Source organism: Formivibrio sp. oc-25 (assembly GCF_055810895.1).
Genome location: NZ_JBVVOL010000007.1, coordinates 130,092 through 154,821, shown reverse-complemented (window position 1 = coordinate 154,821; position 24,730 = coordinate 130,092). Strand labels below are relative to the sequence as shown.

Sequence of the window (24,730 nt, the reverse complement as noted above, 5' to 3'; positions counted from 1 at the left end):
TCTCCTTAGAAGCGATAGGTGGCGGACAACTGCACCGAGCGGCCCTTGCCCGGCACATAGTGGCCACGGTAGAGGTAGTCGGCATAGTGCTCGTCGGTGATGTTGTTTACGTTGAGCTTGAGCGCGTAGCTGCCCAGATCGTATTCCGCCATCAGGTCGCCAATCACGTAATACGGTGCCTTGAGTGAAGACGTGGCGGCCAGGCCTGCTGGTTTGTCGCTGCTGCGGAAACTGATGCCGCCGCCCACGCGCAATTCCGGTGTGATCTTGTAGGTGGTCCAGAGCGTACCGGTGTGGCGCGGCGTCAGGCCCGGGCGTGAGCCGACCGCTTCGGTGCCGGTGGCGCCGGAAGAGCTATCCACCCGCGCGAACGGAATGTAGGCGTAAGAGGCAAACACTTCCCACTCGTGCGTCAGGCGGCCGGCCAGGTCGATCTCGAACCCTGCCGCATGGCGCTTGCCGGAAAGCACGTAGTTACACGCGTTCACCGATTCCGAGTCGCGGTTGCGTTCGTTGTATTTGGTCGAGTGGAACAGCGCCAGGCGCGTGGTGAAACGGCCATCGCTGGAATCCAGTTTGGCGCCCAGCTCGAGATTTCGGCTGGATTCCGGATCGACCTTCACATTGCCGGCATCGTACTGGTAGGTGTCGCCCGAGGTGTTGAACGAGGTGCCGTAAGAGAGGTGGTACGACTGGCGCAGGCTCGGTTGGTACAACACACCCAGGCGCTTGCTCAAGAGGCTGTCGGTACGGCCAATTTCGGCATTCGGCGTGACATTGCAAGGGTTGGTCGTATTGGTGTTGGCGGCCAGATTGGTGTAGTTGCCCTTGAGCAGATCCCAGCGCAGGCCGCCCACCACCTTCCAGTCATCGGCAAGCTGCAGCGTATCCTGGGCGTACACGCCCACTGCTTTGGAATCAAACTTGCGGTTCATGGTGACGATGCGCTGGGATTCATCCACCGAAGCGCCGTCATTGGGTGTACCGACCGTGGTGTTGGATTTGGTCAGCGAAACACCGCTTGGCAGCGAAGCGCCATAGTTGTGGAACTTCTCGTGCGCGGCATCGATGCCGGCCAGAATGGTGTGGTTCAGGCCGAACCATTGGTGGTTGCCGCTGTAGTCGCTTTGCAGATACTGGGTCTGCATGTCCTGGATCTTGACGCTGGTGCCGCGCGTAAGCACGGTGCTGTCGCTGACGTTATCCGACGTGACGGTCTGCCCGGTGGGTTGCAGGCTGGCATTTCCCCAGCGGATGGTGCTGGCGCGCTGGTCGCGGTTGTAGGTCGCCACGCGCAACTGGGTCTTGATTTCGCCGCCGCTTTCCAGCCGGTGCAGGTGGCTGCCGTAATACTGGGTGGTGCCGGTCTTGTTGTAATCGCTGGCCATGCCGTAGTAATTATCGGGATCCGTGTTCCACAGGTAATCGCCACCGTTCTGGGTGCCGGGCGTGAGCCAGGGCAGGCCGTAGTTGATGCCGTTGTCGTTCTTCAGGTAGTAGAAACCCAGGGTGAATTCATCATCGGTGCCGATGCCCCAGCGGAAAGTCGGGGCAATGCCGGCACGCTTGATGTCATTGCCGCTGTTGTCGGCCACATTGCCCATCACGTTGAGCCGCACTGCCGAGGTTTCGCTGGTCTGGATGTTGAAGTCGCCCGTGGTACGCGCATAGTCACCCGTACCCACCGTCAGGCCGACTTCATGCTGGTCGGCCAGTAGCGGTTGCTTGTTGACCTGGTTGACCGCGCCGCCGGTCGAGCCACGACCAAACAGCATCGAGGCGGAACCGCGCAGCACCTCCAGCCGATCCCAGTTGAAACTGTCGCGTTCATAGAAGGCTGGATCGCGCATGCCATCGATGAAGACATCACCCGAGGATTGCAGCGAGAAACCACGCAGGCGAATGTCTTCTTCACCGCCTTCTGCCGCCTGGAAACTGACGCCGGAGGTGTTTTTCAGGGCTTCCTTGAGCGTGTCGACATTGCGGTCATCCAGCAATTTTTCCGTCACAACCGTAACCGATTGCGGGATATCGCGCAGTGCCTGCTTGCCCTTGCCAATCGACGTGGTAGTGGCTTGCAGGCTTTGTTTGCCCGTTTGTTGCTCGGTGGTCGCTTCCACCTTGACGGTAGGCAGAACCGTTTCGCCATCAGCTGCCATGACAACAGGTGCAAAACCGCAGACACCCATGCCGATGAGCAGGCTGGCCAATGTCGACAAGGATGACGGCGGTTGAGATGAAATGTGATGCTTGCTGGACTTCATGTGATCACCTATTTGTAAACATTTGTCTATTTATGCAAATGATAATTATTATCAGTTAAGCGGCGCGATTATGTCACAGCTGTGTCAAATTGTGGCGATGCCGATGTTTGCGAAATCATTTTTTTTGTATGGGATGAGGGCTACTCAAGCCATGTGCTTGTAGGCATGATTTCGTCTTTGTTTTGGGAGTGGATTCAGGATGGAGCCATCAGATTCCAGGCAGAAGCTGGTGCAGTTGCATGGCGAGATTGATCAGCGGGTGGGCATGATTCGTGATGCACATCCCGATTGGCTGTGTGCCAAGGGCTGCGGCAATTGCTGCCGCAGGCTGGCGGAAGTTCCGCAATTGACTGCAGGGGAGTGGGCCTGGCTCAGACAAGGATTAGCTTTGCTGCCAGCCGGGCAATTACAACAGATCCGCCATGCCGTGGCGCTGCTGGCCACTCAGGTAACGCGCCCGATCACTTGCCCCATGCTGGATCAGGTAAATGATGCCTGCCCGGTCTATCCGTATCGTCCGGTAGCATGCCGCACCTACGGGTTTTATGTTCAGCGTGAACTGGGCGTGTATTGCGGCGAAATCGAAGCCCGCGTGGCTGCGGGCGAACTGGCCGAGGTGGTCTGGGGCAACCACGACAGGATAGATCGCAGCCTGGGAAAATTGGGCGAGTCTCGTCCGCTCACAGAATGGTTTGCCGACTGGCAGGAGACAGGCTCGCCCAAGGAATAAATCATTGTGGTAGCGGCTGATTTTTTGGCCACAGCAACCACAGCCGGCCCGGCTGTTTCATGATGCCGGCCAGTTCCCCCGGTTTGTGGCCGGTTCCCCAGAAATAATCCGCACGCACGCTGCCCTTGATCGCGCCGCCGGTATCCTGCGCGGCGACCAGCCGTGCCAGGGCTTCGCCGGTATCGGGGCGGGTAGAGGCCAAAAATACCGGGCTGCCCAGTGGCACGGTGCCCGGGTCGACCGCGATACTGCGCTCGGGCGTGAGCGCGATGCCCAATGAGCCGATCGGGCCGCTGTTCGAGGGCGGCAGGGTGCGGAAGAACACATAACTCGGATTGCTGTTGAGCAATTCTTCCACACGGGCAGTATTGGCCTGTGCCCAGGCGCGGATGCTCTGCATGCTGACTTCGGTGGCCGGCAACACGCCTTGCTGCACCAGCCAGCGCCCAACCGGCTGATAGGGGCGGCCATTTTGGTCGCTATAGCCCAAGCGCAGTTCCTGGCCATCGGGCAGGCGCACGCGGCCCGAGCCTTGCACCTGCATGAACTGCACATCAAGCGGATCTTCCAGCCAGGCCAGTACCGGTGCTTTCAGTCCGTTGCGCACGATTTCGGCGCGATCCGGATAAGGCAGCAATTTCTTGCCAACCAGCCTGCCGCGCACACGCTTGCCCTTGAGTTCCGGGTAGACATCGGCGAGCTCCACCGTGATGAGGTCATCAGGTTGGCCATACAGCGGGTATCTGGCCTTGCCGGTAGGGGTCAGGCTGCCGGGGTAAACCGGTTCGTAATAGCCGGTAATCAGGCCGGTGTTGCTGCCGTCGCTGTTGTTCAGCTGCAGGGGCACCAGCCGGTTTTGCAGAAAGCTGCGGATGGCGGAATCGCTGTCGGCAAGCTGTTGTGCCTCGGCGCAAATCGGGCCCCAGATGGCGTGCGATTTCAGTCGTGTGCAGCCTGATTTCCAGGTCTGAAACCCGGCGCGCAGATCATCCGCCTGCCAGCCAGGCAGATCGTTGAAGGAAACCTGCTGGTAGCGCGGCACAGATGGCGCGGCAGGGGTGACGGGGGGAGTCGGTACGGTTGGTGTGGAGACGGGTGGCGCCACGCAGGCTGTCAGCGCAAGGCTGGCGGCTAGCAGCCCCAGGCGGTAGATCAACATGGCATGCATCAGGGGGTATCGTCCTGCTTGGGTTCCATGCCTTGGCGGAAGGCATGCAGGCCGGCTTTTTGCAGTTCCAGCGTCTTGATCGTCATCTGCAGCATGCCTACCTGCATGGTCAGCCACTGCTCGACCGTCTTGCATTCCAGGATCTTGCGCTCGATTTCTTCCTCGCTCAGCGGTGGCATGAACGGGTTGCTGGTGCCGCTGCCGCTTTTCCATAGCTGGTTGAAGAAGGCAAACGGATCATTCGGGTTCGGGTCGCTCATGGTGCTTCCTTTCGCGGGGGGCATACAGGCATTGTAGTCGGGATGGTGTGCGGTTTGTCGATCTGGCTGTTTCCCTCTCCCCAACCCTCTCCCGCAGGCGAGATAGGGGGCAAAACCGGTGATCAGGCACGGAACCCCTCGCCCGCGTGCGGGAGAGGGTAAATCACTATTGGTCAATCATCTTCGCATTGCCCGAACCGCACCACGGTTACGCCGGGAGCGAGCTGGCGCAGCGAAGGCATGATCAGTATGCAATTATCGTAAGGTGTACGGATTTCCCGTCCATCCTCATGCGCAATCAGTGTGCCGGCCTTGGGGATCACCTCCAGCCCGCGGAAATCCTCGGTAAAACGAAAATCACCGGTTTGGGCAACAACCGCATGCGTGACCCGTATCCGCTGCTGACGTTCCTCCGGCAAGGTCAGCCAATGCGCCAGCGTGCCGGACGCGATGCAGCCGAGCGTGGACAGAAAGCGGGCAGTGACCTGACGGGCGACGCTGACGGCTTGCGCCTGCCAGTGCTGGCCACATTCCACCAGCAGCGCATTTTTCGGGCTGGCCGCATCGCCGAAGCCACCATAATCGCGCAGGCGTTTGCCCTGGGCATGGCCGGCATCGATCACGATATGCGCCGGGTAGCCCAGTTGCTGCGCAAAGCGGATGCCCTTGTCGAGCGGGCCGGACAAAACCAGCGGAGCGCAGGCTTCGTGCATGGAGTGCAGGTCGAGCAGAAAATCCACACTGTCGATCAGCGAACGCAGTGCCCGCGCCCGTGCCAGTTCTGCGCTCTGGCGCGAACCTTCGAGTACTTCCGTTGACCAGACCCGGTTGAAATCTTCATCGACAAAGCGCGCACGATCCGGATCATCGGCGTCGAAGCGGGAATAGGCGGCCACGTTGGCAAAAGCCAGCGTCAACCGGCCGCAAAGCGGGCGGATGCCAGACCTGAGCAGCTCATCCACCACGATCGCGCCGCAGACCTCATTGCCGTGCGTGAGCGCATTCACCATCACATGCGGGCCGGGCGCGCCCGAGTCGAAACTGTAGACATATTCCAGGCCGCCATTGCCGCTTTGCCAGCAGGCAATGTCGGGGAATGCCACCTCGATCGGATACGGCGGCAAGTTCAGTTCAGGCGCAGTCATGCCATCAAGCCTTGAGTTCGTTGAGGATTTCCTTCACCCGTACCGCGCGCAGTACGGCTTCGGGCCAGTTGCCTTCCACGCGCAGGCGCTCGGGGCCGGCGAGCTTGTAGTTCTTCTTGCTCTGGATCAGCTTCAGGATCGTGAACGGCTCGACTGGCGTCGATTTTGCGAAGGTGATGACGATGGCGCTGTCGGCGGCATCGATCTTTGAAATGCCCAGCGGCTTGGCCAGCATGCGCAGGCGGTGGCAATCGAGCAGCACCTTGGCCGCATCGGGTAGCAGGCCGAAGCGGTCGACCAGTTCCTGGGTCAGATCGTCCAGGTCTTCCGGGGTGTCGCAGTTGGCCAGGCGCTTATAGAGGCTCAGGCGTTCGTTTACGTCCGGACTGTAGTCGGTCGGCAGCAGTGCGGGCGCATGCAGGTTGATTTCGGTGGTCACGCCCAGTGGCTGGCTCAGGTCCGGCTCCTTGCCAGCCTTGAGTGCCTTGACGGATTCATTGAGCATCTGCGAGTACAGCGAGAAGCCGATCTCCTGCATTTCGCCCGATTGCGATTCGCCCAGCACTTCACCTGCACCACGGATTTCCAGATCGTGCATGGCCAGATAGAAGCCGGAACCGAGTTCCTCCATGGCCTGAATCGCTTCTAGGCGTTTCTTCGCAGCAGGCGTCAGCGCTTCGGGTTCGTTCACCAGCAGGTAGCAGTAAGCCTGGTGGTGCGAACGCCCGACGCGGCCACGCATCTGGTGCAGTTGCGCCAGGCCGAACTTGTCGGCGCGGTTCATCAGGATGGTATTGGCGTTCGGGATATCGATGCCTGTTTCGATGATGGTGGTGCAGAGCAGGATATTGAAGCGCTGCTGGTAGAAATCGCGCATTACGTGTTCCAGCTCGCGTTCACGCATCTGACCGTGCGCCAGACCAATGCGCGCTTCGGGCAAGAGGGCGGCGAGCTTTTCGCGCATGTTCTCGATGGTGTCGACTTCGTTGTGCAGGAAGAACACCTGGCCGCCGCGCTTGAGTTCGCGCAGCACGGCTTCGCGGATCACGCCGTCGCTGAACTTGGATACGAACGTCTTCACCGCCAGGCGCTTGGATGGCGCGGTGGCGATCACCGAGAAATCGCGCAGGCCTTCCAGGCTCATCGCCAGGGTGCGCGGAATCGGCGTGGCGGTCAGCGTCAGCACGTCGACATCGGCACGCAGCGCTTTCAGCTGTTCTTTCTGGCGCACGCCAAAGCGGTGCTCCTCGTCGATGATGACCAGACCGAGCTGCTTGAATTGCATATCCGGTTGCACCAGCTTGTGCGTGCCGATCACGATATCGACCGAGCCCTCGGCCAGGCCCTTGAGCGCAGCGGTGGTTTCCTTCTGCGAGCGGAAACGCGACAGCTCAACGATCTTGATCGGCCAATCAGCAAACCGGTCGGAGAAGTTCTGGAAGTGCTGTTCGGCCAGCAGCGTGGTCGGCACCAGTACTGCCACCTGCTTGCCACCGGCGACGGCAGCGAAGGCGGCGCGCAACGCGACTTCGGTCTTGCCAAAGCCGACATCGCCGCAGACCAGCCGGTCCATCGGTTTGCCCACACGCATGTCGACCAGTACGGCTTCGATTGCGGCGGCCTGATCCGGCGTCTCGTCAAAGCCAAAGCCTTCGGCAAAGGCTTCGTAATCGTGGTGCGACCAGTCGAAGGCATGGCCCTCGCGTGCCGCACGCCGGGCGTAGAGATTAAGCAGTTCCGCTGCGGTATCGCGCACCTGCTCGGCCGCCTTGCGCTTGGCCTTCTCCCAGGTGCCTGTACCCAGCTTGTGCAAGGGCGCGGCATCGATTGCGCCGCCGGAATAGCGGCTGATCACATGCAGCTGGCTCACCGGCACATAGAGCTTGTCGTTGCCGGCGTATTCCAGCACTAGCAGTTCGGTTTCGCCTTCGCCCAGATCCATCGAGATCAGGCCCTGGTAGCGGCCAATGCCGTGCGCCTCGTGCACGACAGGATCGCCGACCTTGAGTTCGGACAGATCGCGCAGCATGGCATCGGTATTGCTGCGTTTCTGCTGCTTTTTGCCGCGCGCCTGGGCCACCGAGGGATACAGGCTGGTCTCGGTGACGATGGCAAGCTGGTCTTCGCGCAGCAAAAAGCCGTTGAAGAGCGGGCTGGCGGCCAGCATCAGGCGGGCACTTTCCTGCTGGAAGCCTTCCCAGGTTTCGACCAGTTGCGGTTTCACGCCGTATTCGGCGAAGTATTGCGCCATGGTTTCGCGCCGGCCCAGGCTCTCGGCACAGAGCAGGATGCGTCCCGGATGCGCACTGATGAAGCGCTGCAGTTTGGCCAGCGGGTTCTCGGCGCGCCGGTCTACCGCCAGATCGGGCAGGGCATCGGTCAGGCTGGTTTCGCCCGAGGTCAGTTCGATGCGGCGGTAGTTCTTCAGCGTGCCAAACAGCTTGTCCGGCATCACGAACAACTGGGCCGGCGGCAGGATGGGGCGATCCTTGTCGCCCAGGCTCAGGCGATGGCGCTCTTCGATATCACGCCAGTATTGCTGCGCGGCGCCATGCAGATCCCCTTGCAGGGCGATGACGGTCTCGCTGGGCAGGTAGTCGAACAGCGTGGCGGTATGGTCGAAAAACAGTGGCAGGTAGTATTCGATGCCGGCTGGCGTGCTGCCGGTGCTGATATCTTTATACAGGCGTGATTTGCTTGGGTCGCCCTCGAATTCCTCGCGGAAACGCTGGCGGAACTTGGTGCGCCCGCCTTCGTCCAGCGGGAACTCGCGCGCCGGCAAGAGGCGGATTTCCGGCACCGGATACAGGCTGCGCTGGCTGTCGATATCAAAGGTGCGGATGGTTTCGATTTCGTCGTCGAACAGATCGATGCGGTACGGCAGCGGCGAGCCCATCGGAAACAGATCGATCAGGCCGCCACGGATCGAGAATTCGCCCTGGCCATACACCTGCGTGACATGGCTGTAGCCGGCAAAAGTCATGTCGGCGCGCAGCTTGTCGGCATCGAGCTTCTGACCCTTCTTCAGAAAGAACGAATAGGCAGTCAGGTATTCCAGAGGCGGCAGCACGCCCATCGCGGTCTGCACCGGCACGATGATCACATCGGCTTCGCCATTCCTGATCTGCCACAGGCTGGCGAGCCGTTCGGAAATCAGTTCGTGGTGTGGCGAGAAATGATCGTACGGCAGCGTTTCCCAATCCGGCAGCATGACTACGCTTTTGCCCGGCAGCAGCCAGCCGATTTCCTCCTTGAGCCGCTGCGCCGCCTGCGCGCTCGCAGCCAGAATGGTCAGCGGCCTGGCTAGGCCGGCGTAGTGGGTGAGCAGCAGGGCATCGGCCGAGCCGTGCGGCGTGGCCAGTTGCAGACGTTCCTGGGGGCGGGGAAGGGCAGGGAGGTGCATGATGCCGGTACTTCAAAAAGGAAAGGATTATAACAACCGATGTGAGCGGGATCGCACTCTGTAAGATACCGGGTTGATTTTTTACCCGGAATCGGCAAGGATGCGTGCTCTTTGTAATATTAGAAACCGCTTTTATAACATTGGTTTTCAATGCGATCCCACCACACATTCCGGCAAGCAGGAAGCTATCTCTGTGCGGCATCCCTGCTGTTCGCACTGCTGATCGCCGGCCTGAATACGACATTCGGGGTCATCCGGTTTATCTGCCCGGTCAATGCCGTGATCGTGGGATTGCTGTTGTTGAATGGCCGCCAGTACTGGCCCTTCGCCGTGCCGGCACTGTTTGTTCTTCCCTTGTCCAGCGGCCTGCCCTTGAGTCTGGCGGCTGGTCTGGTACTGATTTCTCTTGCCACGATCCTGCTTGCCTGCCGTTTGCTGCAGCCCCTGCGCAAGCGTACCCGCCTGCGTTTGTCGGAAGCTCTGCAGCTGATGCTGATGGGTGGCCTGCTGATGAGCCTGCTGTCCGTGGTGCTGGCTGCATTGCTGCATATGGTCACTGGCGTGGTTGGTGTGCACGAGGTCAGTGCCTATCGCATTTTGTCCAACTGGATTGCCGAAGCTTCCGGTTATCTCGTGGCCATTCCACTGCTCTTGCTGGTGCGCGTTGACTGGCGCGAAATCTGGCGCGGGCGCGGCATGGAGATGGTATTGGTGCTGGCGGTTGCCATCGCTGCAGTCCGGCTGTTGTATGGCCGTCAGGATGTCGATGCGGCCGGCTGGCAGTTCCTGTTTTTTCCGCTGATGATCTGGGTGGCCTTGCGCATGGGGCAGGGCGCTGCGGCCTTGCTTTCATTGGCGATTTCCGTATCGCTGGGGTTGGTGCTGTCACAGGCACATGGGTCGGCCATGTTGCCGATCCAGTTGCTGGTGCTCAACCTGACAGTGACCGGTTTGCTGCTGGCGGCATCCTCTGAGGAAGAGCGTTCGGCCAAGCGCGATATCGCGACCGAACACAAATCGCTGGATGCCATTCTCAACGCGCTGCCGATTCACATCTTCAAGGAAAACCGCCAGGGCATGCTGGTGTATGCCAACCGTGCCTTCGCACTGTTGACGGGTTTTCTTCCGCGCGAGCTCGCAGGACGATCGAGCGTGGAAATACGCAGTCGTCTGGGTTTGCCGCAAGAGATGACTATCGAGGAAGGGTTTGAATGCACCGTGCATGCCCAATCCCGTGCGCGTACCTTGCAAGGCAAGCGTTTGCCACTGTATGACGCGGAGGGTGTGCATTACGGCGATTGTTTCATGGCCATCGATGTCACCGACCAGTTGGTATCCGAGCAGCAACTGCGACTGGCGGCGCAGGTGTTCGACAGTGCTTCCGAAGGCATTGCCATGGCCGATGTTGAGGGCAGGATCATCGCGGTCAACCCGGCTTTTTCCCGCATTACCGGCTATGAGGCCGACGAGGCGCTTGGCAATACCAGTGAAATGTTCTGCCACCTTGAAGCCAGCTCGGTATTGGGCTTGCAGATTCTGGACAGTCTGCGGCGCGACGGGCGCTGGCAGGGGGAATTGCCGGGCCGGCGCAAGAGTGGCGATCTTTATCCGGCCTGGGGCTCATTGAGCGCCGTGCGTGACGAGAACGGCGAAGCCACGCACTACGTGGCGATTTTCAGCGATTTCACGGCACGCAAGGAGGTCGAAGGGCGTTTGCAGTTTTTGGCGCAGCGCGATCCGCTGACCTTGCTGCACAACCGCAGCGCCTTGCAGGAAAAGCTGGTGCAGGCCGTGCAACAGGCCGCGTTGCGCAGTACGCGCCTGGCACTGTTTTTTATCGATCTGGATCGTTTCAAGGTCATCAACGACAGTCTTGGCCATGCGATCGGCGATGAGCTGTTGCAGGTGGTGGCCCTGCGGCTTGGTTATTGCCTCAAGCGCCATGATTTCATTGCCCGCTTCGGCGGTGACGAATTCACCGTGCTGATCGAAGATGCTCCCGAGGATGCGGAACTGAGCGTGATTGCCGAGCGCATCATCAGCGAGGTTGGGCGTTCCTGCATCGTGCGCGGACATGAACTGTTCGTGACCTGCAGTATCGGCGTCAGCCGTTTTCCGCTCGATGCACGCGATGCCACTGCGCTGATGCGCATGGCAGACATGGCGATGTACCAGGCCAAGGAACAGGGCAAGAACACCTACAAGCTGCATGCCAACGACATGAGCGAACAGGTAAGCGAGCGCCGCCAGCTGGAAGGGCGCCTGCGCAATGCGCTGGTGCGCAACCAGTTCGTGTTGCATTACCAGCCCCTGTATGACCTGGCCGGCGAAGACTATTACGGCGTGGAGGCGCTGGTACGCTGGCAGCATCCGCAATTGGGCATGGTGCCGCCGGCCAGCTTTATCCCGCTGGCGGAAGAATCCGGTCTGATCGAACCGCTGGGATCCTGGGTGATTCATGAAGCCTGCCGCCAGTTGCGTGCCTGGCTTGATGACGGTATCGATCCGCACCGGGTATCCGTCAATATTTCCCCGCGCCAGTTCCAGCGCACCCACCTGGTAAGCATCGTACAGAACGCGCTGGATCAGGCCGGCCTGGAGCCGGAACGCCTCACGCTGGAAATTACCGAGAGCATCATCATGCAGAATCCGGATGAAGCGCGCGCGATTCTGAGCGAGTTGCGCGAGATGGGCGTACGGGTGGCCATCGACGATTTCGGCTCCGGTTATTCGTCGCTCGCGTACCTGAAACTCTTCCCGCTCGATACGCTCAAGATCGACCGGGCCTTTATCGCTCCGCTGCCGGATGATCAGGACAGCGCGGCGATTGTGGAAGCGGTGGTGGCCATGTCGCGCAAGCTCAAGCTTGCGGTGGTGGCCGAAGGCGTGGAAACTTCGGGGCAATCGGCCTTCCTGCGCGGCATCGGTTGCGATGTGGCACAAGGCTTTTTGTACAGCCCGCCCTTGCCCGCCGATCAACTGCCCACTGCCTTGCGGCCGCAAGATCTTCCTTCACAGGTTTATTGAAACATGCAAAAAAAGACTATCTACGGTTTTCATGCCGTCAATGCGCGCCTGCGCCGTTTGCCCGACAGCGTGCTGGAGCTCTATATCAGCACGGGGCGCCATGATCCGCGCATGCAGGATTTGCTGGCGCTGGCCGAGCGCGCCCAGCGCAAAGTCGTGGCAATCGATGCCGAGCGCCTGGCCGGCCTGGCGGGTTCGCCACGACATCAGGGCGTGGTGGCGGTGATCGACGCAGGAAAGAGTTTTCTGTCGGTTGATGAAGTGCTGGAAGACCTGGATGAGCCGCCTTTCCTGCTGGTGCTCGATGGCGTGACCGATCCGCATAATCTGGGTGCCTGCTTGCGCGTGGCCGATGCCATGGGCGTGCATGCCGTGATCGCGCCAAAAGACAAATCCGCACCGATCAATGCCACCGTTTCCAAGGTGGCCTGCGGCGCGGCCGAAGTGGTGCCCTACATCATGGTGACCAATCTTGCGCGCACGCTGCGCGAACTGAAGGATGCCGGTGTCTGGATTGTCGGCACCGATGCTGATGGCAGCAGCGATCTCTACCACTTCGAGCAGACCGGCCCGCTGGCCTGGGTGCTGGGTGCAGAAGGCCACGGCATGCGCCGGCTCACGCGCGAACATTGCGATGCGCTGGTGTCGATCCCGATGTACGGCACAGTGGAAAGCCTGAATGTATCGGTGGCCACCGGCATTGTGCTGGCCGAGAGTCGTCGCCAGCGGCAGATGCAGGCCGAACAATCGCGCAAGTGATAGATGCAAATTTCGATGGATCCGGCCTTGGGATGCATTGAATTGGTGCGCTGGCCCCGTCCTTGGGCATCGGTGCGTGGCCGGATTACCGGTTGGTACCGTTGTTGGTGCCTGTTTCATGGTTTTAAACGTGGCACGCTTTGTGCTGAGTATTCCCGTATGAGAGGGACGAATACGCTGTTCTGATGTTCGTTCAATCGAAAAGGTTGCTAGGGTTCCGGTTTCACTTCGCTGAAACGACTGGTCCGAGAGCAGCCGGCCTTGCCAGCAGATTCCTGCACATGCATGGCTCCACGGAGGGACAAAAGCCCGGGAGGATCGCTTTGACCAAGCGCCCTCTCGCTATTGAACCTCGAAGGAGCATGCGATGTATCCCCACACTGCCCTGACCCTGGAAGGGGTTGATATCGACCGGCGCTGGCAGCAGTTTGCTGCCGATCTGCCCGCCGATGCCGTGATGTTTTCCGATGTGATCCCCGGCGGTTGCCATTGGTCCTGGCGCCTGCCGCGTGGCACAGCCCTGCGCCTGACTGCGCTGGATGCCGGTGCCAATCTATCGCTGGTGCTCTACAGCGCCCAGGAAAAGCTCGAACGCTACAACATGCCGGATTCGCTCAAGGCCCAGCATACCGCGCACTACACGCGCGGCCATGTACTGATGAGCGATATGGGCCGTGCCATGGCCTCGATTATCCGCGACGATCTGGGCTGGCACGATCCGCTGGGCTTGCTGCTCGATAGCCAGCGCATGACTGAGAAATACGGCACACGCCCTTACCAGCAGTTTCGCAATGGCATGTACCGGGCCGGGCGTGATGGCTTGCTGATCGAGATCGGCAAGTATGGTCTGCAGCGACGCGATCTGGTCGCGCCAGTCAATTTCTTCAGCAAGGTCAGCGTGGATGGGGAAGGGCGCTTCCAGTTTGTGCCGGATCACTGCCCGGCAGGTGCCAGCATCGATCTGCGCCTGGATATGGATGTGATCGTGGCAGTTTCTGCCGCCCCGCACCCGCTCGATACCCGCACCGAGTACGCGCCGGGCAAGGTCGGCGTAGCAGCCTGGCGTTGCGGCCCGGCACCAGCAGACGATTATTGCCGCAGCTTCCGCCCCGAAGGCGGGCGGGCGCTCTATAACACCGATCTCTTGTATCTGGCCTGAGGAGACAAAACATGACTGCTGCTGCCATTCGTATTCAGGAAAGCCGGCTGGACCCGGCACAGGCTTGCTACAGCCAGACGCTACCCTCGGGCGAGCCGTGGCTGCATGAAGTGAAAAAGGGGCAAACCCTGCGCATCGTCGATCTGGAAGGCAACCAGGCCGCCGATGTGATTTTCTACAACCGCCATGACATCCACGAGCATTACAGCGCAACGCAGACCATGCTGCAGCAGGGCGGTATCTACCTGACTACCGGCTCGGTGCTCTGCAGCAATGAAGGCAATCCGTTGCTGACCATCGTGGCCGATACCTGTGGCCGCCACGATACGCTCGGCGGAGCCTGTGCCGCCGAGAGCAATACCGTGCGCTATGCGCTGGCCAAGAAATTCATGCACAGCTGCCGCGACAACTACATGCTGGCAATCCAGCAATCCGAAAGCGGGTTGACCAAGGCCGATCTGGTGCCGAACGTAAATTTCTTCATGAATGTCCCGGTTACGCAAGAGGGCCAGTTGAAGTTCGACGATGGCGTTTCCGGCCCGGGCAAGTATGTGGAATTGCGTGCGGAAATGGATGTGTGGGTGCTGGTTTCCAACTGCCCGCAGCTCAACAACCCGTGCAATGCCTATAACCCGACGCCGGTGCAATTCCTGATCTGGGACTGATCCAGCGGCTGCGCCTTTGCAGCTTGAAGGCGTAGGTTGGGCGTGCCAGCCCGATAGCCTTGCCATCGAGGCTGCCCCTCTCTCCCAACCTCTCTCCCCCAAGGGGCGAGAGGTGAAAGCAGTGCCACAGCAACGCTCCCTCCCGTTCGGGAGAGGATTGGGGAGAGGGTGGAGCGATATTTGAGTCAGTAAAGGCTCCCGCCGGGACGACCCGGTCGGTAAAAGAATAAGCGGGACGACCCGCGACAGCGAGACACCATCATGTTCAGCAAAGTCCTGATTGCCAACCGTGGGGCGATAGCCTGCCGGATTATCCGCACGCTCAAAAAACTCGGCATAGCTTCGGTGGCCGTGTATTCCGAAGCCGATGCCGGTTCGCTGCATGTCGGTTTGGCCGATGAGTCGGTCTGTATCGGGCCGGCGCCGGCGGCTGAAAGCTACCTCGCCATGGACAAAATTCTGGCTGCCGCACAGCAGACGGGCGCACAGGCGATCCACCCGGGTTATGGTTTTCTTTCGGAAAACCCGGCGTTTTCCGATGCCTGTGAAGCTGCCGGTATCGCTTTCATCGGCCCGACCAAGGCGCAGATGCTGGCTTTCGGCTTGAAGCATACCGCGCGTGAGCTGGCGCAGACGGCAGGGGTGCCCCTGCTGCCGGGCAGCGGCCTGCTCGATGATGCGGGCCACGCCTGCGCCGAAGCCGCCCGGATCGGTTACCCGGTGATGCTGAAGAGTACGGCAGGCGGCGGTGGCATCGGCATGCGCTTGATCTGGTCGGAAGACGAACTGGCCGAAGCCTATGCCTCGGTGGATCGGCTGGCGCGTGCCAACTTCAAGGAAGCCGGCATCTATCTGGAAAAATACGTCGAGGCCGCACGCCATATCGAAGTACAGGTCTTCGGCGATGGACACGGCCGAGTGCTGGCGCTGGGCGAGCGTGATTGCTCGGTGCAGCGCCGCAACCAGAAAGTGATCGAGGAAACCCCCGCGCCGGGGCTATCCGTCCAGCAGCGCCAGCGTCTGGCCGATACGTCGGTACGCCTGATGCAGACCGTGGGTTATCGTTCCGCCGGTACGGTGGAATTCGTGATGGATGCCCAAACCGGCGAGTTTTATTTCCTGGAGGTGAATACCCGTCTGCAGGTGGAACACGGGGTGACGGAAGAGGTCACCGGCGTGGATCTGGTCGAATGGATGGTGTTGCTGGCGTCCGGCGATCTGGCCTTGCCGGCAGCAGCACCTGCTCCGCAGGGTGCTTCGATCCAGGTGCGCCTGTATGCCGAAGACCCGGCCAGGAATTTCCAGCCATCTTCCGGGTTGCTGACCGAAGTCGCTTTCCCGGCCGATGCCCGCGTGGAAACGGCGGTTGCCACCGGCTCGGAAGTGCCGCCGTACTACGATCCGATGGTGGCCAAGCTGATCGTGCATGCCCCCACGCGCGAGGCAGCCGTGGAAAAAATGCTTGCAGCGCTGGCAGATACCCGTGTCTGCGGCATTGAAACCAACCGCGCCTACCTGATGCAGATCCTGCAAGGCGACGTGTTCCGCAGCGGCCTGCAGACCACGCGCTACCTCAACAGTTTCCACTATCGTCCGCTCACGCTCGAAGTGCTCGAACCCGGTGTGCAGACCACCGTCCAGGATTGGCCTGCGCGTATTGGTTACTGGGATGTCGGCGTGCCGCCATCTGGCCCGATGGACGATCTGGCCCTGCGTGCGGCCAACCGGCTGGTCGGCAATCCGCAAGGGGTTGCCGCACTGGAATGCACCATGAGCGGGCCGACACTGAAATTCAACTGCGATGCTGTCATTGCACTCACCGGCGCTGAAACCGCAGCCACGGTGGACGACAAACCCATCGCTTTCTGGCAAAGCCATTTCGTGCCTGCCGGCAGTATCCTGCGCATCGGCGCCGTCAAGGATTGCGGCAGCCGCAGCTATCTGGCGGTATCGGGCGGTTTCGATGTGCCGGATTATCTGGGCAGCAAATCCACCTTTACCTTGGGCCAGTTCGGCGGGCATGCCGGACGCAGCCTGCGTATGGGCGATGTCTTGCATGTGCCGGCCGCGCAGGCCGTGCATAACCCGTGCAGCATGCCGGCACCGGCCTATGCCCACCAGTGGGAAATCGGCGTGTTGTATGGCCCGCACGGTGCGCCGGATTTCTTCACCGATCCGGATATCGCCACGTTCTTTGCCTCCGACTGGGAAGTGCATTACAACTCCAGCCGCACCGGCGTGCGCCTGATCGGCCCCAAACCCGACTGGGCGCGGACCGACGGCGGCGAGGCCGGGCTGCACCCGTCCAACATCCACGACAACGCCTACGCCATTGGCGCAATCGACTTTACCGGGGACATGCCGGTGATCCTCGGCCCGGATGGCCCCAGCCTCGGCGGCTTTGTCTGCCCGGCGGCGGTGGTGCAGGCCGAATTGTGGAAGCTGGGCCAGTTACGTCCGGGCGATACGGTGCGCTTTGTGCCGGTCAGTGCGCAGACGGCCGCGCTGCGTTTGCAGGCACTGGATCATGCCCTGTTGCACGACGGCATCCTGCCTGCTGCGCCCGTGGCTGAGCCGGAAAGCGTGACGACGCCAGTACTGGCCGAGTTGCCGGCGCAGGGCGAATGCCTGCGGGTGGTCTACCGTCAGGCTGGCGATGCCTATCTGCTGATCGAATATGGCCCGCTGGTGCTGGATATCGAACTGCGCATGCGGGTGCAGGCCCTGATGACCTGGCTGCAAGCCCATCCCTTGCCCGGCATCATCGATCTGACGCCGGGTATCCGCTCGCTGCAGGTGCATTTCGATGCCCGCAGCACCGATCGCAACGTCTTGCTGCAACACTTGCAGCAGGCCGAATCGGCGCTGCCCAGCATTGATGACATGGAAGTACCCAGCCGCACCGTGTGGTTGCCGCTCTCCTGGGATGACCCGGCCACCAAGCTGGCCATCGAGAAATACATGCAATCGGTCAGGAAGGATGCGCCGTGGTGCCCGTCCAATATCGAATTCATTCGCCGCATCAACGGGCTGGATTCGATTGATGACGTTTACCGCACCGTGTTTGATGCCAGCTATCTGGTGCTGGGGCTGGGTGATGTGTATCTGGGCGCGCCGGTGGCCACGCCGATGGACCCGCGCCATCGTCTGGTTACCACCAAATACAACCCGGCCCGCACCTGGACCCCGGAAAATGCAGTGGGCATCGGCGGGGCGTACATGTGCGTCTACGGCATGGAAGGCCCGGGTGGCTACCAGTTTGTCGGGCGCACCGTGCAGATGTGGAACCGCTGGCATCGCACGCGCGAATTCAGCAAACCCTGGCTGCTGCGTTTCTTCGACCAGATCCGTTTCTATCCGGTAAGCGAAGGCGAGCTGCTGCAGTTGCGCAAGGATTTCGTCGCCGGTCGCGCTTCACTGCGCATCGAGGAAGGTGTTTTCAAGCTGGCCGATTACCGCCGCTTCCTGGCGGACAACGCTGCCGGGATCAATATCTTCAAAACCCGCCAGCAGGCCGCCTTCGATGCCGAGCGCGAGCGCTGGAAAGCCGCGGGCCAGGCCGAATACATCAGCGAGGCCGATATTGCCGCAGCCGGCGCGGATACCGAACTCGATCTGCCTGAAGGTGCGCGACTGGTGCCGGCGCATCTGCCCGGCAATGTCTGGAAAGTACTGGTGGAGCCAGGCCAGCAGGTAGAGGCCGGCGATGCGCTGGTGATTCTGGAATCGATGAAAATGGAATTTACCGTCACTGCACCGGCTGCAGGCGAAGTGTTGCAGGTGTTTTGCCGCGAAGCTTCGCCGGTTTCGGCCGGACAGGATTTACTGGTACTGCAAACCCTGGAAGGAGCTGCAGCATGATTCCCGCAAGCCTTGATCTGACAACCCTGGCGCAAGCCTACCGTGATGACCTGAAGCCCAGTGCCCTGATGGCGTATTTGCATGCGCAGGCCAGTGCCGATACCCGCCACGCCTGGATCAGCTTGCTGCCGCTTGAACGCGTGCTGGTAATGGCCAAGGCGCTGGAAGGGCAGGATCCGACCAGTCTGCCGCTGTATGGCGTACCGTTTGCGATCAAGGACAATATCGATCTGGCCGATCATCCGACCACGGCCGGCTGCCCGGACTACGCCTATGTGCCCGAATCCAGCGCCTTCGTCGTGGAGAAACTGATCGCGGCCGGTGCGATTCCGCTGGGCAAGACCAATCTCGACCAGTTCGCCACCGGGCTTAACGGCACGCGCTCGCCTTATGGTGCCTGCCACAATGCGTTCGATCCGGCGTTCATCTCCGGTGGTTCCAGCTCGGGCTCGGCTGTGAGCGTGGCCTGTGGGCAGGTCAGTTTTTCGCTCGGCACCGATACCGCCGGCTCTGGACGTGTGCCAGCCGCATTCAACAATCTGGTCGGACTGAAGCCCAGTTGTGGCCTGCTCTCGACACGTGGCGTGGTGCCGGCGTGCCGCTCGCTCGATGCCGTTTCGATCTTTGCCCTCACCGCAACCGATGCGCAGCAGGTCTTTGCCGTGGCGCAGGGTGAGGATGCGCAAGATCCGTATAGCCGCCAGGCACAGCCGCATGGGCGCGGGTTTGCAGCGGGCGATGCCTTCCGCTTCGGCGTTCCCAAGCCCGAACAACTGGCGTTCTTTGGCGATACGGAAAACCCGGCGCTGTTTGCTGACGCAGTCGCACGCCTGGAATTGCTGGGTGGCACAGTGGTGGAAATCGATTTTTCCCCCTTGCTGGAAACCGCGCGCCTGCTCTATGGCGGCCCATGGGTGGCCGAGCGCTACCATGCGATAAAGGATTTCATCGAGCGCCAGCCAGAATCGGTTTTCCCGGTGACGCGTGACATCACCCTGGGTGCGAAGAAGTTTTCTGCCGCTGATACCTTCGATGCGTTTTACCGGCTGCAGGCGCTCATGCGCCGCTGCGCCGAACTGTGGCAAGGCGTGGATGTGATGCTCACGCCGACGGCAGGGCGGCAATATACGATTGCCGACATGGTGGCCGATCCCCTCCGGCTCAATACCGATCTGGGCTATTACACCAATTTCATGAACCTGCTCGATTATTCCGCCGTGGCCGTTCCGGCCGCGATGCGATCGGACGGCCTGCCGTTCGGCGTGACCCTGTTCGCACCGGCGCATCAGGATCAGCCCTTGCTGCAACTGGCTGCTCGCTGGCAGGCCGATACAGGTTTACTGTTGGGCACCACGCAGCAATCCTTGCCGGTGCCGGAGAGTGCGCCACCAGCGGTGGTCAATGGCCAGGTGCGGGTGGCCGTGTGTGGCGCGCATCTTTCCGGCTTGCCGCTGAACTGGCAGTTGACGCAGCGCGGTGGCCGGCTGATCGCCGCCACCCGTTCGGCCCCGGAATATCGCTTCTACGCGCTGGCCGGTAGCCCGCCCTTGCGCCCGGGCATGGTCAAAGTGGCAGAAAGCGGCGCCAGCATCGATGTGGAAGTCTGGGAGTTGCCGGCCAGCGCGTTTGGCAGCTTTGTGGCAGGTATCCCGGCGCCATTGGGCATCGGCAAAGTCAGGCTGGTGGATGGCCAGGAGGTATGCGGCTTTATCTGCGAACCGGCCGGCTTAGTCGGAGCGGAAGATATCACGGCGCTGGGCAGCTGGCGCCGATGGCTGGCGCAGCGTTCCGCTGGCGTTTGAGCTAACGGGGAGTTTGCATGTCACACAACTGTTTTACCTATGGCTCGCTGATGTGCGAGGACATCATGGCTGCGGTGACAGGGGCGCACTACACGCACGAGCAGGTCACGCTCGGCGGTTATCGGCGCGGCCCGGTACTGGGGCAAACCTATCCGGGCGTGATCCCGGATGCGCAAGGGCGAGTGGAAGGCGTGTTGTACCGGGGTGTATCGGAAGATGCCTGCGATCTGCTCGATGCCTTTGAAGGCGAGGAGTACATGCGGGTCGCCGTGCAGGTGTCTCTGGCTGACGGCAGCTTGGTCCCGGCCTGGGCGTACGTGTTCAGGCCAGAGCATGCCCACCGGCTAGGTAACGAAGACTGGGATTTCGCGGAGTTCCTGCGCACCGGCAAGGCCCGCTTTACCGCGATGTTTCTTGCCGACAAATAGCCTGGCCAGCATTGAACTGGGTACGTGATGGCGGCCGAGCGGCGGGCGCTGCAATAATCGGCCTGTCGCGAGTCGCACGAGACTCGCTCCAATAGGCATACAGACCGGACGCTGCGACTATTGCGCCGCCGGCCAGCAGTGGGCCGCCCGGCACTTGGTCGAACATCAACCAGGATAGGAGTGCCGACCACGCCAGCGTCGTGTATTCGAACGGCGCCGTTACCGATACATGCGCATGCCGAAGGCTCTGTGCCATAAATATATTCGCGCCACCGCCAAGCACCCCGGCCAACATCAGGAGCATTAGCTGGTGCATATCGGGCACCACCCAGCCGAAGCAAATCGAGGCTGCGCCTAGCACGCCGGTAGTCATCGTGTAGTAGAAAACAATGGCCTCGGGCGGCTCGGTCACGGCCAAGCTGCGGATCTGGATCGTCGACAGTGCAGAGAACAGGGCCGCACCCAGCCCCGCCCCGATGCCGAGTAATCCTATGGCCGAGAACTGCACCGGCCCGCTCCACGCATCCAGGTGTGGTAACAGCGCGATCGTAACCCCGGCTGCGCCGGCGATCGCTGCCGTCCAGCGGTAGCCGGGCACGCGTTCATCGAGAAGCGCGCGGCCGAGCACCACGGCGATCAACGGTGCCGCGTAGCCCAGCAGTACAGCGTCGGCCAACGGCAAGCACGCGAGCGTGGCGAAGCTGAGGAACATGGCGATCGAACCCGATATGCCTCGCGGGAGATGCCGCTTGAGCTGGCTGAGCCTGAACACTTCCGCGCCCCGGCGCTCCCACATGATCCAGGCAAGCATGGGCAACAGCATCACCGACGACCGGTAGAACGCGATTTGCCCCGCTGGCACCGTACCATCGAGACCCTTCACGCATGCCAGCATCAGCGTCAAGCAGAGCGCTGATGCGACCCTGAACTGGATACCGCGCGTTGTCGAATTTTGGTTGAGTTTGTTCATCATAGGGTGTGTCAGCCTAGATGAATCTCTGCGTGCGATCCAATATGATTTTTCGATGCGGGCATAGGGCTTCAAATCCCTAGTGCGCCTTGATCACGCATGCCGGAATGGGTGTGCGTATGCCATAGACAGAAGATAGCCGAGCGGTTCGGTTCGCCTAGCTGCCGGCATTGTCCACCTTGATGGGCGGAATGATCGCGGCGAGCAGCTGCAGCTGGCCGGTAATCACGCCGCGTTGGGTGATCATCTCGTTGGCAATCTGCTGTAACTGTTGCGCGTGGCCCTGGATCAGGATGACTTCCATCATCTGGTTATGGCTGAGGTGCACATGCAGCGAGCTGATCACCTCGTCGATATGCCTGAACTGCAGGTCGGCCAGGTTCTTTTGCAGCCCGCGCGTGCTGCGGTCATACAGCAGGGTGATGGTGCCCACCATCACATCGTTGCCCATCTTGCGTTTATGCTCGGCCAACTGGTAGTTGACCATCTCGCCGATAGCCTGCGAGCGGCTGCCATAGCCGCGATTGGCCACCATGCGATCCAGCTCCTCCAGCAGGGCCGGGGGGAGTGAAACGCTGATGCGGCTGACGGGAAGGTTGTTTTTGTCGTCCTCGGCCATGGCAGGTTCCTGGAAAAGTGTTGTGGTTGCAGGGTAGGCCGCTACCCTGCGCTTTGGTGATGCCATGAAGCGATTCAGCTATAGGACGGGATTTAACCCGTCATGGCATGCAATTTTGCAGCAGGTGCTGACGGACTGAAGTCCGCCCTACGGCATGGTTAGAACTTGTTCACGCTCTGTGGCGAGAAGCCGTCAGCGGGGTGAAGAGCAGCGCAAAAAACCGGAATGTACAGGGAGTACATGAGGATTTTGAGCAGCACATGAGCCCCGATCACGACTTCGCAGAAAGATCGTGAACAAGTTCTTAGAACATGTAGCTGTAGCGATCGATTTCCCACTTGCTCACGCTCAGGTGGTAAGCCTCCCACTCTTCGCTCTTGTAGCGGATGAATTCATCGCGCAATTCCTTGCCCAGCACCTGTTCCACCAGCGGATCGGCAGCAAAGGCGGCGACGGCTTCCTGCAGGGTTTGCGGCAGGAATTCGATGCCGCGCGCATGGCGTTCGGCTTCGCTGATGGCGTACAGATTGTCCTCGTTGGGCTTGCCCGGATCGAGTCCTTCGCGGATGCCTTCCAGTCCTGCTGCCAGTACCAGTGTCGCGGCCAGGTAGGGGTTGACCGCACCATCGGCATTGCGCGATTCGCAGCGTCCGCCGCCGGCCGGAATCCGGACCGAGTTGGTGCGGTTGTTGGAGCCGTAGGAGTTGAAGACCGGCGCCCAGGAAAAATAGCTCATGGCACCACGGCGCACCAGGCGCTTGTAGCTGTTCACGGTCGGGGCGAACACCGCGCATAGCGCACGGCCATGCTTGAGAATGCCGGCAACAAACTGGTAGCCGAGCGGGGTGAGGCCAATGCCATTGGGATCATCCTTCGGATCGCACGAGAACAGATTTTTGCCACTGGCCAGATCGTAGAGCGACATGTTGAAGTGCGCGCCATTGCCGGTTTTGTCGGCAAAGGGCTTGGGCATCATGGTGGCGAGCAGCCCTTCTTCGCGGGCATAGTGTTTGGCCATGAAGCGGAAGAAGGTCAGGCGATCACAGGTGGTGAGCGCATCGGCATACTGAAAATCGAACTCGAACTGGCCGTTGGCATCTTCGTGGTCAAACGAGTAGAGATCCCAGCCCAGGTCATTGATTGCGGTGGCCATCTTGTCCAGCCAGCCAAAGCTGTTGGTAAAGCCACGCACGTCGTAGCAGGACTTGGTCAGCTTGTCCTCAGGATCCGGCACCGACAGCGTGCCGTCTTCGGCCTGTTTGAGCAGGAAGATTTCGCACTCGATACCCAGATTCATGCCAAAGCCCATCCTGGCGGCTTCTGCCAGCTGGTTTTGCAGGGCAACACGGGTATTGAGCGGGTAGGGCTTGCCCTTGAAATGATTGTCGGCCGGAATCCAGGCAATCTTGGGCTCCCACGGCAACTGGATGATCCGGCTCAGATCGGGTACCGATGTGAGTTCGTCATCATTGGGTGCCTGGCCCAGGCCATCCACGGCGTAGCCGGTGTAGCGCTCGGAGCCTTTGGCCATGTGCCCCAGATGGTAAATGGGCACTACTTTGGCTTTGGGAACGCCATGTATATCCACATAAGCCCCAATGCAGTATTTAACCCCTTTTTCACTCAGGGTTTGCTGGATATGGGCAATATCTTCCGGGCTGGTCATGTTAGGTCCTTTGTATATGATTGTTGGTGGTGTGTATTCGGTCAGGCCTGACTGAAATAGGAGAATTCAAGCGGCGGGTTTTCTTGGCAGCCCTGGCGGATCAGATCGCTCAGATCGTCCACCAGCCAGTTGTACCAAAGCTGGCCTTTTTCGGCGCTGGCCTGGCTGGGGCGGCCGGTGACGCCATTGAGGCTGGTGCGATTCACCGGGTGGGAGAAAATACAGCTGCAGGTGCGGTCCGGGTCATCGGCTTCATGCAGTTTGTCGGTGCGCACCCCTTCTGGGGCGATGGCCAGCATCATCGAGGTTTCCGCATCGTTGGCATGCCAGTCCTCGCCATCGGCAGCATGAAATTCGCGTACCCGCTGGCTCAGGCTGGCGGTGTTGATCACGGCTACCATCAGATCATCATGTTCGGCGCGCAGCATTTCCAGCGCGCAGCGCAAGGGGGCGGCATTGGTCACATGGGCATTCACGATAAACAGCCGGCGCACGCCGCTGTGGTAGGCCCAATCGCCGATCTGTTTTACGAACTCGATCAGCGCAACGGGCGTCACGGCAATGGTGCCGGGCCAGCGGCGGCTATGCCCCAGCGAGCAGCCATAGGGCAGGGTGGGCAGCATGGGTACACCGGTACGGCTGGCCACGGTACGGCACAGGGTATCGGCGATCACGCTATCCACCCCGCAGCCCAGATGCGGGCCGTGTTGTTCGGTAGCGCCCACGGGCAGGATGGCGGCGTGGTTGACTACTGCCAGCGCATCGGGCAGTTCGGACCAGGCAAGATCGGACCAGAGCATGGCG

The 24,730-nt window shown here is 60.8% G+C and carries 17 protein-coding genes and 1 riboswitch; of the genes, 8 read left to right on the top strand and 9 right to left on the bottom strand.

Going from position 1 to position 24,730, the window contains the following annotated elements; genetic code table 11:
• Positions 1 to 5: 5 nt before the first annotated feature.
• Entirely contained in the window at positions 6 to 2,264 is a 2,259-nt protein-coding gene (locus AC0KVQ_RS06900; protein ID WP_473420410.1) for a TonB-dependent receptor, read from the bottom strand.
• A 199-nt stretch (positions 2,265 to 2,463) separates the two neighbouring features.
• Here AC0KVQ_RS06900 and AC0KVQ_RS06895 point away from each other — a divergent pair, with 199 nt between their 5' ends.
• Positions 2,464 to 2,994: a YkgJ family cysteine cluster protein gene (locus tag AC0KVQ_RS06895; protein ID WP_473420409.1), complete on the top strand. Its 531-nt coding sequence runs from the start codon at positions 2,464 to 2,466 to the stop codon at positions 2,992 to 2,994.
• A 1-nt stretch (position 2,995) separates the two neighbouring features.
• Here AC0KVQ_RS06895 and mltA read toward each other — a convergent pair whose 3' ends face one another.
• From mltA to mfd, 4 genes are all read right to left on the bottom strand, one after another.
• Complete coding sequence (gene mltA / locus AC0KVQ_RS06890) at positions 2,996 to 4,162, bottom strand: murein transglycosylase A (protein ID WP_473420408.1); 1,167 nt, start codon at positions 4,160 to 4,162, stop codon at positions 2,996 to 2,998.
• On the bottom strand, positions 4,162 to 4,422 hold the full coding sequence (locus tag AC0KVQ_RS06885; RefSeq protein ID WP_473420407.1) for a PhaM family polyhydroxyalkanoate granule multifunctional regulatory protein: 261 nt from the start codon (positions 4,420 to 4,422) through the stop codon (positions 4,162 to 4,164). Before AC0KVQ_RS06885 ends, mltA begins: the two co-directional genes overlap by 1 nt.
• 173 nt (positions 4,423 to 4,595) lie before the next feature.
• Positions 4,596 to 5,567 carry a M14 family metallopeptidase gene (locus tag AC0KVQ_RS06880; RefSeq protein WP_473420406.1) on the bottom strand — a complete coding sequence of 324 codons (972 nt, stop codon included), beginning with the start codon at positions 5,565 to 5,567 and terminating at the stop codon, positions 4,596 to 4,598.
• Between the two features lie 4 nt (positions 5,568 to 5,571).
• Positions 5,572 to 8,970 carry a transcription-repair coupling factor gene (gene mfd / locus AC0KVQ_RS06875; RefSeq protein ID WP_473420405.1) on the bottom strand — a complete coding sequence of 1,133 codons (3,399 nt, stop codon included), beginning with the start codon at positions 8,968 to 8,970 and terminating at the stop codon, positions 5,572 to 5,574.
• Between the two features lie 150 nt (positions 8,971 to 9,120).
• Here mfd and AC0KVQ_RS06870 point away from each other — a divergent pair, with 150 nt between their 5' ends.
• The 7 genes from AC0KVQ_RS06870 (at position 9,121) to AC0KVQ_RS06840 (ending at position 20,671) form a co-directional block, all read left to right on the top strand.
• A complete protein-coding gene (locus tag AC0KVQ_RS06870) occupies positions 9,121 to 11,997 on the top strand; it encodes a bifunctional diguanylate cyclase/phosphodiesterase (protein WP_473420404.1) in 2,877 nt (958 codons plus the stop codon).
• 3 nt (positions 11,998 to 12,000) lie between these two features.
• Positions 12,001 to 12,756, top strand: a complete 756-nt coding sequence (gene rlmB / locus AC0KVQ_RS06865; protein WP_473420403.1) for a 23S rRNA (guanosine(2251)-2'-O)-methyltransferase RlmB — start codon at positions 12,001 to 12,003, stop codon at positions 12,754 to 12,756.
• A gap of 198 nt (positions 12,757 to 12,954) precedes the next feature.
• Positions 12,955 to 13,074, top strand: a riboswitch (guanidine-I (ykkC/yxkD leader).
• 49 nt (positions 13,075 to 13,123) lie between these two features.
• Positions 13,124 to 13,915, top strand: coding sequence for an urea amidolyase associated protein UAAP1 (locus tag AC0KVQ_RS06860; protein WP_473420402.1), 792 nt, complete (start codon positions 13,124 to 13,126; stop codon positions 13,913 to 13,915).
• A gap of 11 nt (positions 13,916 to 13,926) precedes the next feature.
• Positions 13,927 to 14,580, top strand: a complete 654-nt coding sequence (locus AC0KVQ_RS06855) for an urea amidolyase associated protein UAAP2 (protein ID WP_473420401.1) — start codon at positions 13,927 to 13,929, stop codon at positions 14,578 to 14,580.
• Between the two features lie 261 nt (positions 14,581 to 14,841).
• Positions 14,842 to 18,441 carry an urea carboxylase gene (uca, locus tag AC0KVQ_RS06850; protein ID WP_473420400.1) on the top strand — a complete coding sequence of 1,200 codons (3,600 nt, stop codon included), beginning with the start codon at positions 14,842 to 14,844 and terminating at the stop codon, positions 18,439 to 18,441.
• On the top strand, positions 18,438 to 20,243 hold the full coding sequence (gene atzF, locus AC0KVQ_RS06845) for an allophanate hydrolase (protein WP_473420399.1): 1,806 nt from the start codon (positions 18,438 to 18,440) through the stop codon (positions 20,241 to 20,243). Before uca ends, atzF begins: the two co-directional genes overlap by 4 nt.
• 17 nt (positions 20,244 to 20,260) lie before the next feature.
• Positions 20,261 to 20,671, top strand: a complete 411-nt coding sequence (locus AC0KVQ_RS06840; protein ID WP_473420398.1) for a gamma-glutamylcyclotransferase family protein — start codon at positions 20,261 to 20,263, stop codon at positions 20,669 to 20,671.
• Here AC0KVQ_RS06840 and AC0KVQ_RS06835 read toward each other — a convergent pair.
• The 4 genes from AC0KVQ_RS06835 to AC0KVQ_RS06820 all read right to left on the bottom strand — a co-directional run bounded on the left by AC0KVQ_RS06835 (position 20,643) and on the right by AC0KVQ_RS06820 (position 24,726).
• Positions 20,643 to 21,644 carry a DMT family transporter gene (locus AC0KVQ_RS06835; protein WP_473420397.1) on the bottom strand — a complete coding sequence of 334 codons (1,002 nt, stop codon included), beginning with the start codon at positions 21,642 to 21,644 and terminating at the stop codon, positions 20,643 to 20,645. The genes AC0KVQ_RS06840 and AC0KVQ_RS06835 overlap by 29 nt on opposite strands.
• Before the next feature lie 154 nt (positions 21,645 to 21,798).
• On the bottom strand, positions 21,799 to 22,326 hold the full coding sequence (gene nikR / locus AC0KVQ_RS06830; RefSeq protein ID WP_473420396.1) for a nickel-responsive transcriptional regulator NikR: 528 nt from the start codon (positions 22,324 to 22,326) through the stop codon (positions 21,799 to 21,801).
• Positions 22,327 to 22,564: 238 nt separating this feature from the next.
• Positions 22,565 to 23,926, bottom strand: a complete 1,362-nt coding sequence (gene glnT, locus AC0KVQ_RS06825) for a type III glutamate--ammonia ligase (RefSeq protein ID WP_473420395.1) — start codon at positions 23,924 to 23,926, stop codon at positions 22,565 to 22,567.
• Positions 23,927 to 23,967: 41 nt separating this feature from the next.
• Positions 23,968 to 24,726, bottom strand: a complete 759-nt coding sequence (locus AC0KVQ_RS06820; protein ID WP_473420394.1) for a creatininase family protein — start codon at positions 24,724 to 24,726, stop codon at positions 23,968 to 23,970.
• Positions 24,727 to 24,730: the final 4 nt, after the last annotated feature.

Coding starts and splice junctions, on each gene's coding strand:
- atzF (WP_473420399.1), top strand. CDS start 18,438: ATGATTCCCGCAAGCCTTGATCTGACAACCCTGGCGCAAGCCTACCGT.
- AC0KVQ_RS06870 (WP_473420404.1), top strand. CDS start 9,121: ATGCGATCCCACCACACATTCCGGCAAGCAGGAAGCTATCTCTGTGCG.
- rlmB (WP_473420403.1), top strand. CDS start 12,001: ATGCAAAAAAAGACTATCTACGGTTTTCATGCCGTCAATGCGCGCCTG.
- uca (WP_473420400.1), top strand. CDS start 14,842: ATGTTCAGCAAAGTCCTGATTGCCAACCGTGGGGCGATAGCCTGCCGG.
- AC0KVQ_RS06880 (WP_473420406.1), bottom strand. CDS start 5,567: ATGACTGCGCCTGAACTGAACTTGCCGCCGTATCCGATCGAGGTGGCA.
- mltA (WP_473420408.1), bottom strand. CDS start 4,162: ATGCATGCCATGTTGATCTACCGCCTGGGGCTGCTAGCCGCCAGCCTT.
- AC0KVQ_RS06900 (WP_473420410.1), bottom strand. CDS start 2,264: ATGAAGTCCAGCAAGCATCACATTTCATCTCAACCGCCGTCATCCTTG.
- AC0KVQ_RS06835 (WP_473420397.1), bottom strand. CDS start 21,644: ATGATGAACAAACTCAACCAAAATTCGACAACGCGCGGTATCCAGTTC.
- AC0KVQ_RS06840 (WP_473420398.1), top strand. CDS start 20,261: ATGTCACACAACTGTTTTACCTATGGCTCGCTGATGTGCGAGGACATC.
- AC0KVQ_RS06855 (WP_473420401.1), top strand. CDS start 13,927: ATGACTGCTGCTGCCATTCGTATTCAGGAAAGCCGGCTGGACCCGGCA.
- glnT (WP_473420395.1), bottom strand. CDS start 23,926: ATGACCAGCCCGGAAGATATTGCCCATATCCAGCAAACCCTGAGTGAA.
- nikR (WP_473420396.1), bottom strand. CDS start 22,326: ATGGCATCACCAAAGCGCAGGGTAGCGGCCTACCCTGCAACCACAACA.
- AC0KVQ_RS06895 (WP_473420409.1), top strand. CDS start 2,464: ATGGAGCCATCAGATTCCAGGCAGAAGCTGGTGCAGTTGCATGGCGAG.
- AC0KVQ_RS06885 (WP_473420407.1), bottom strand. CDS start 4,422: ATGAGCGACCCGAACCCGAATGATCCGTTTGCCTTCTTCAACCAGCTA.
- AC0KVQ_RS06820 (WP_473420394.1), bottom strand. CDS start 24,726: ATGCTCTGGTCCGATCTTGCCTGGTCCGAACTGCCCGATGCGCTGGCA.
- mfd (WP_473420405.1), bottom strand. CDS start 8,970: ATGCACCTCCCTGCCCTTCCCCGCCCCCAGGAACGTCTGCAACTGGCC.
- AC0KVQ_RS06860 (WP_473420402.1), top strand. CDS start 13,124: ATGTATCCCCACACTGCCCTGACCCTGGAAGGGGTTGATATCGACCGG.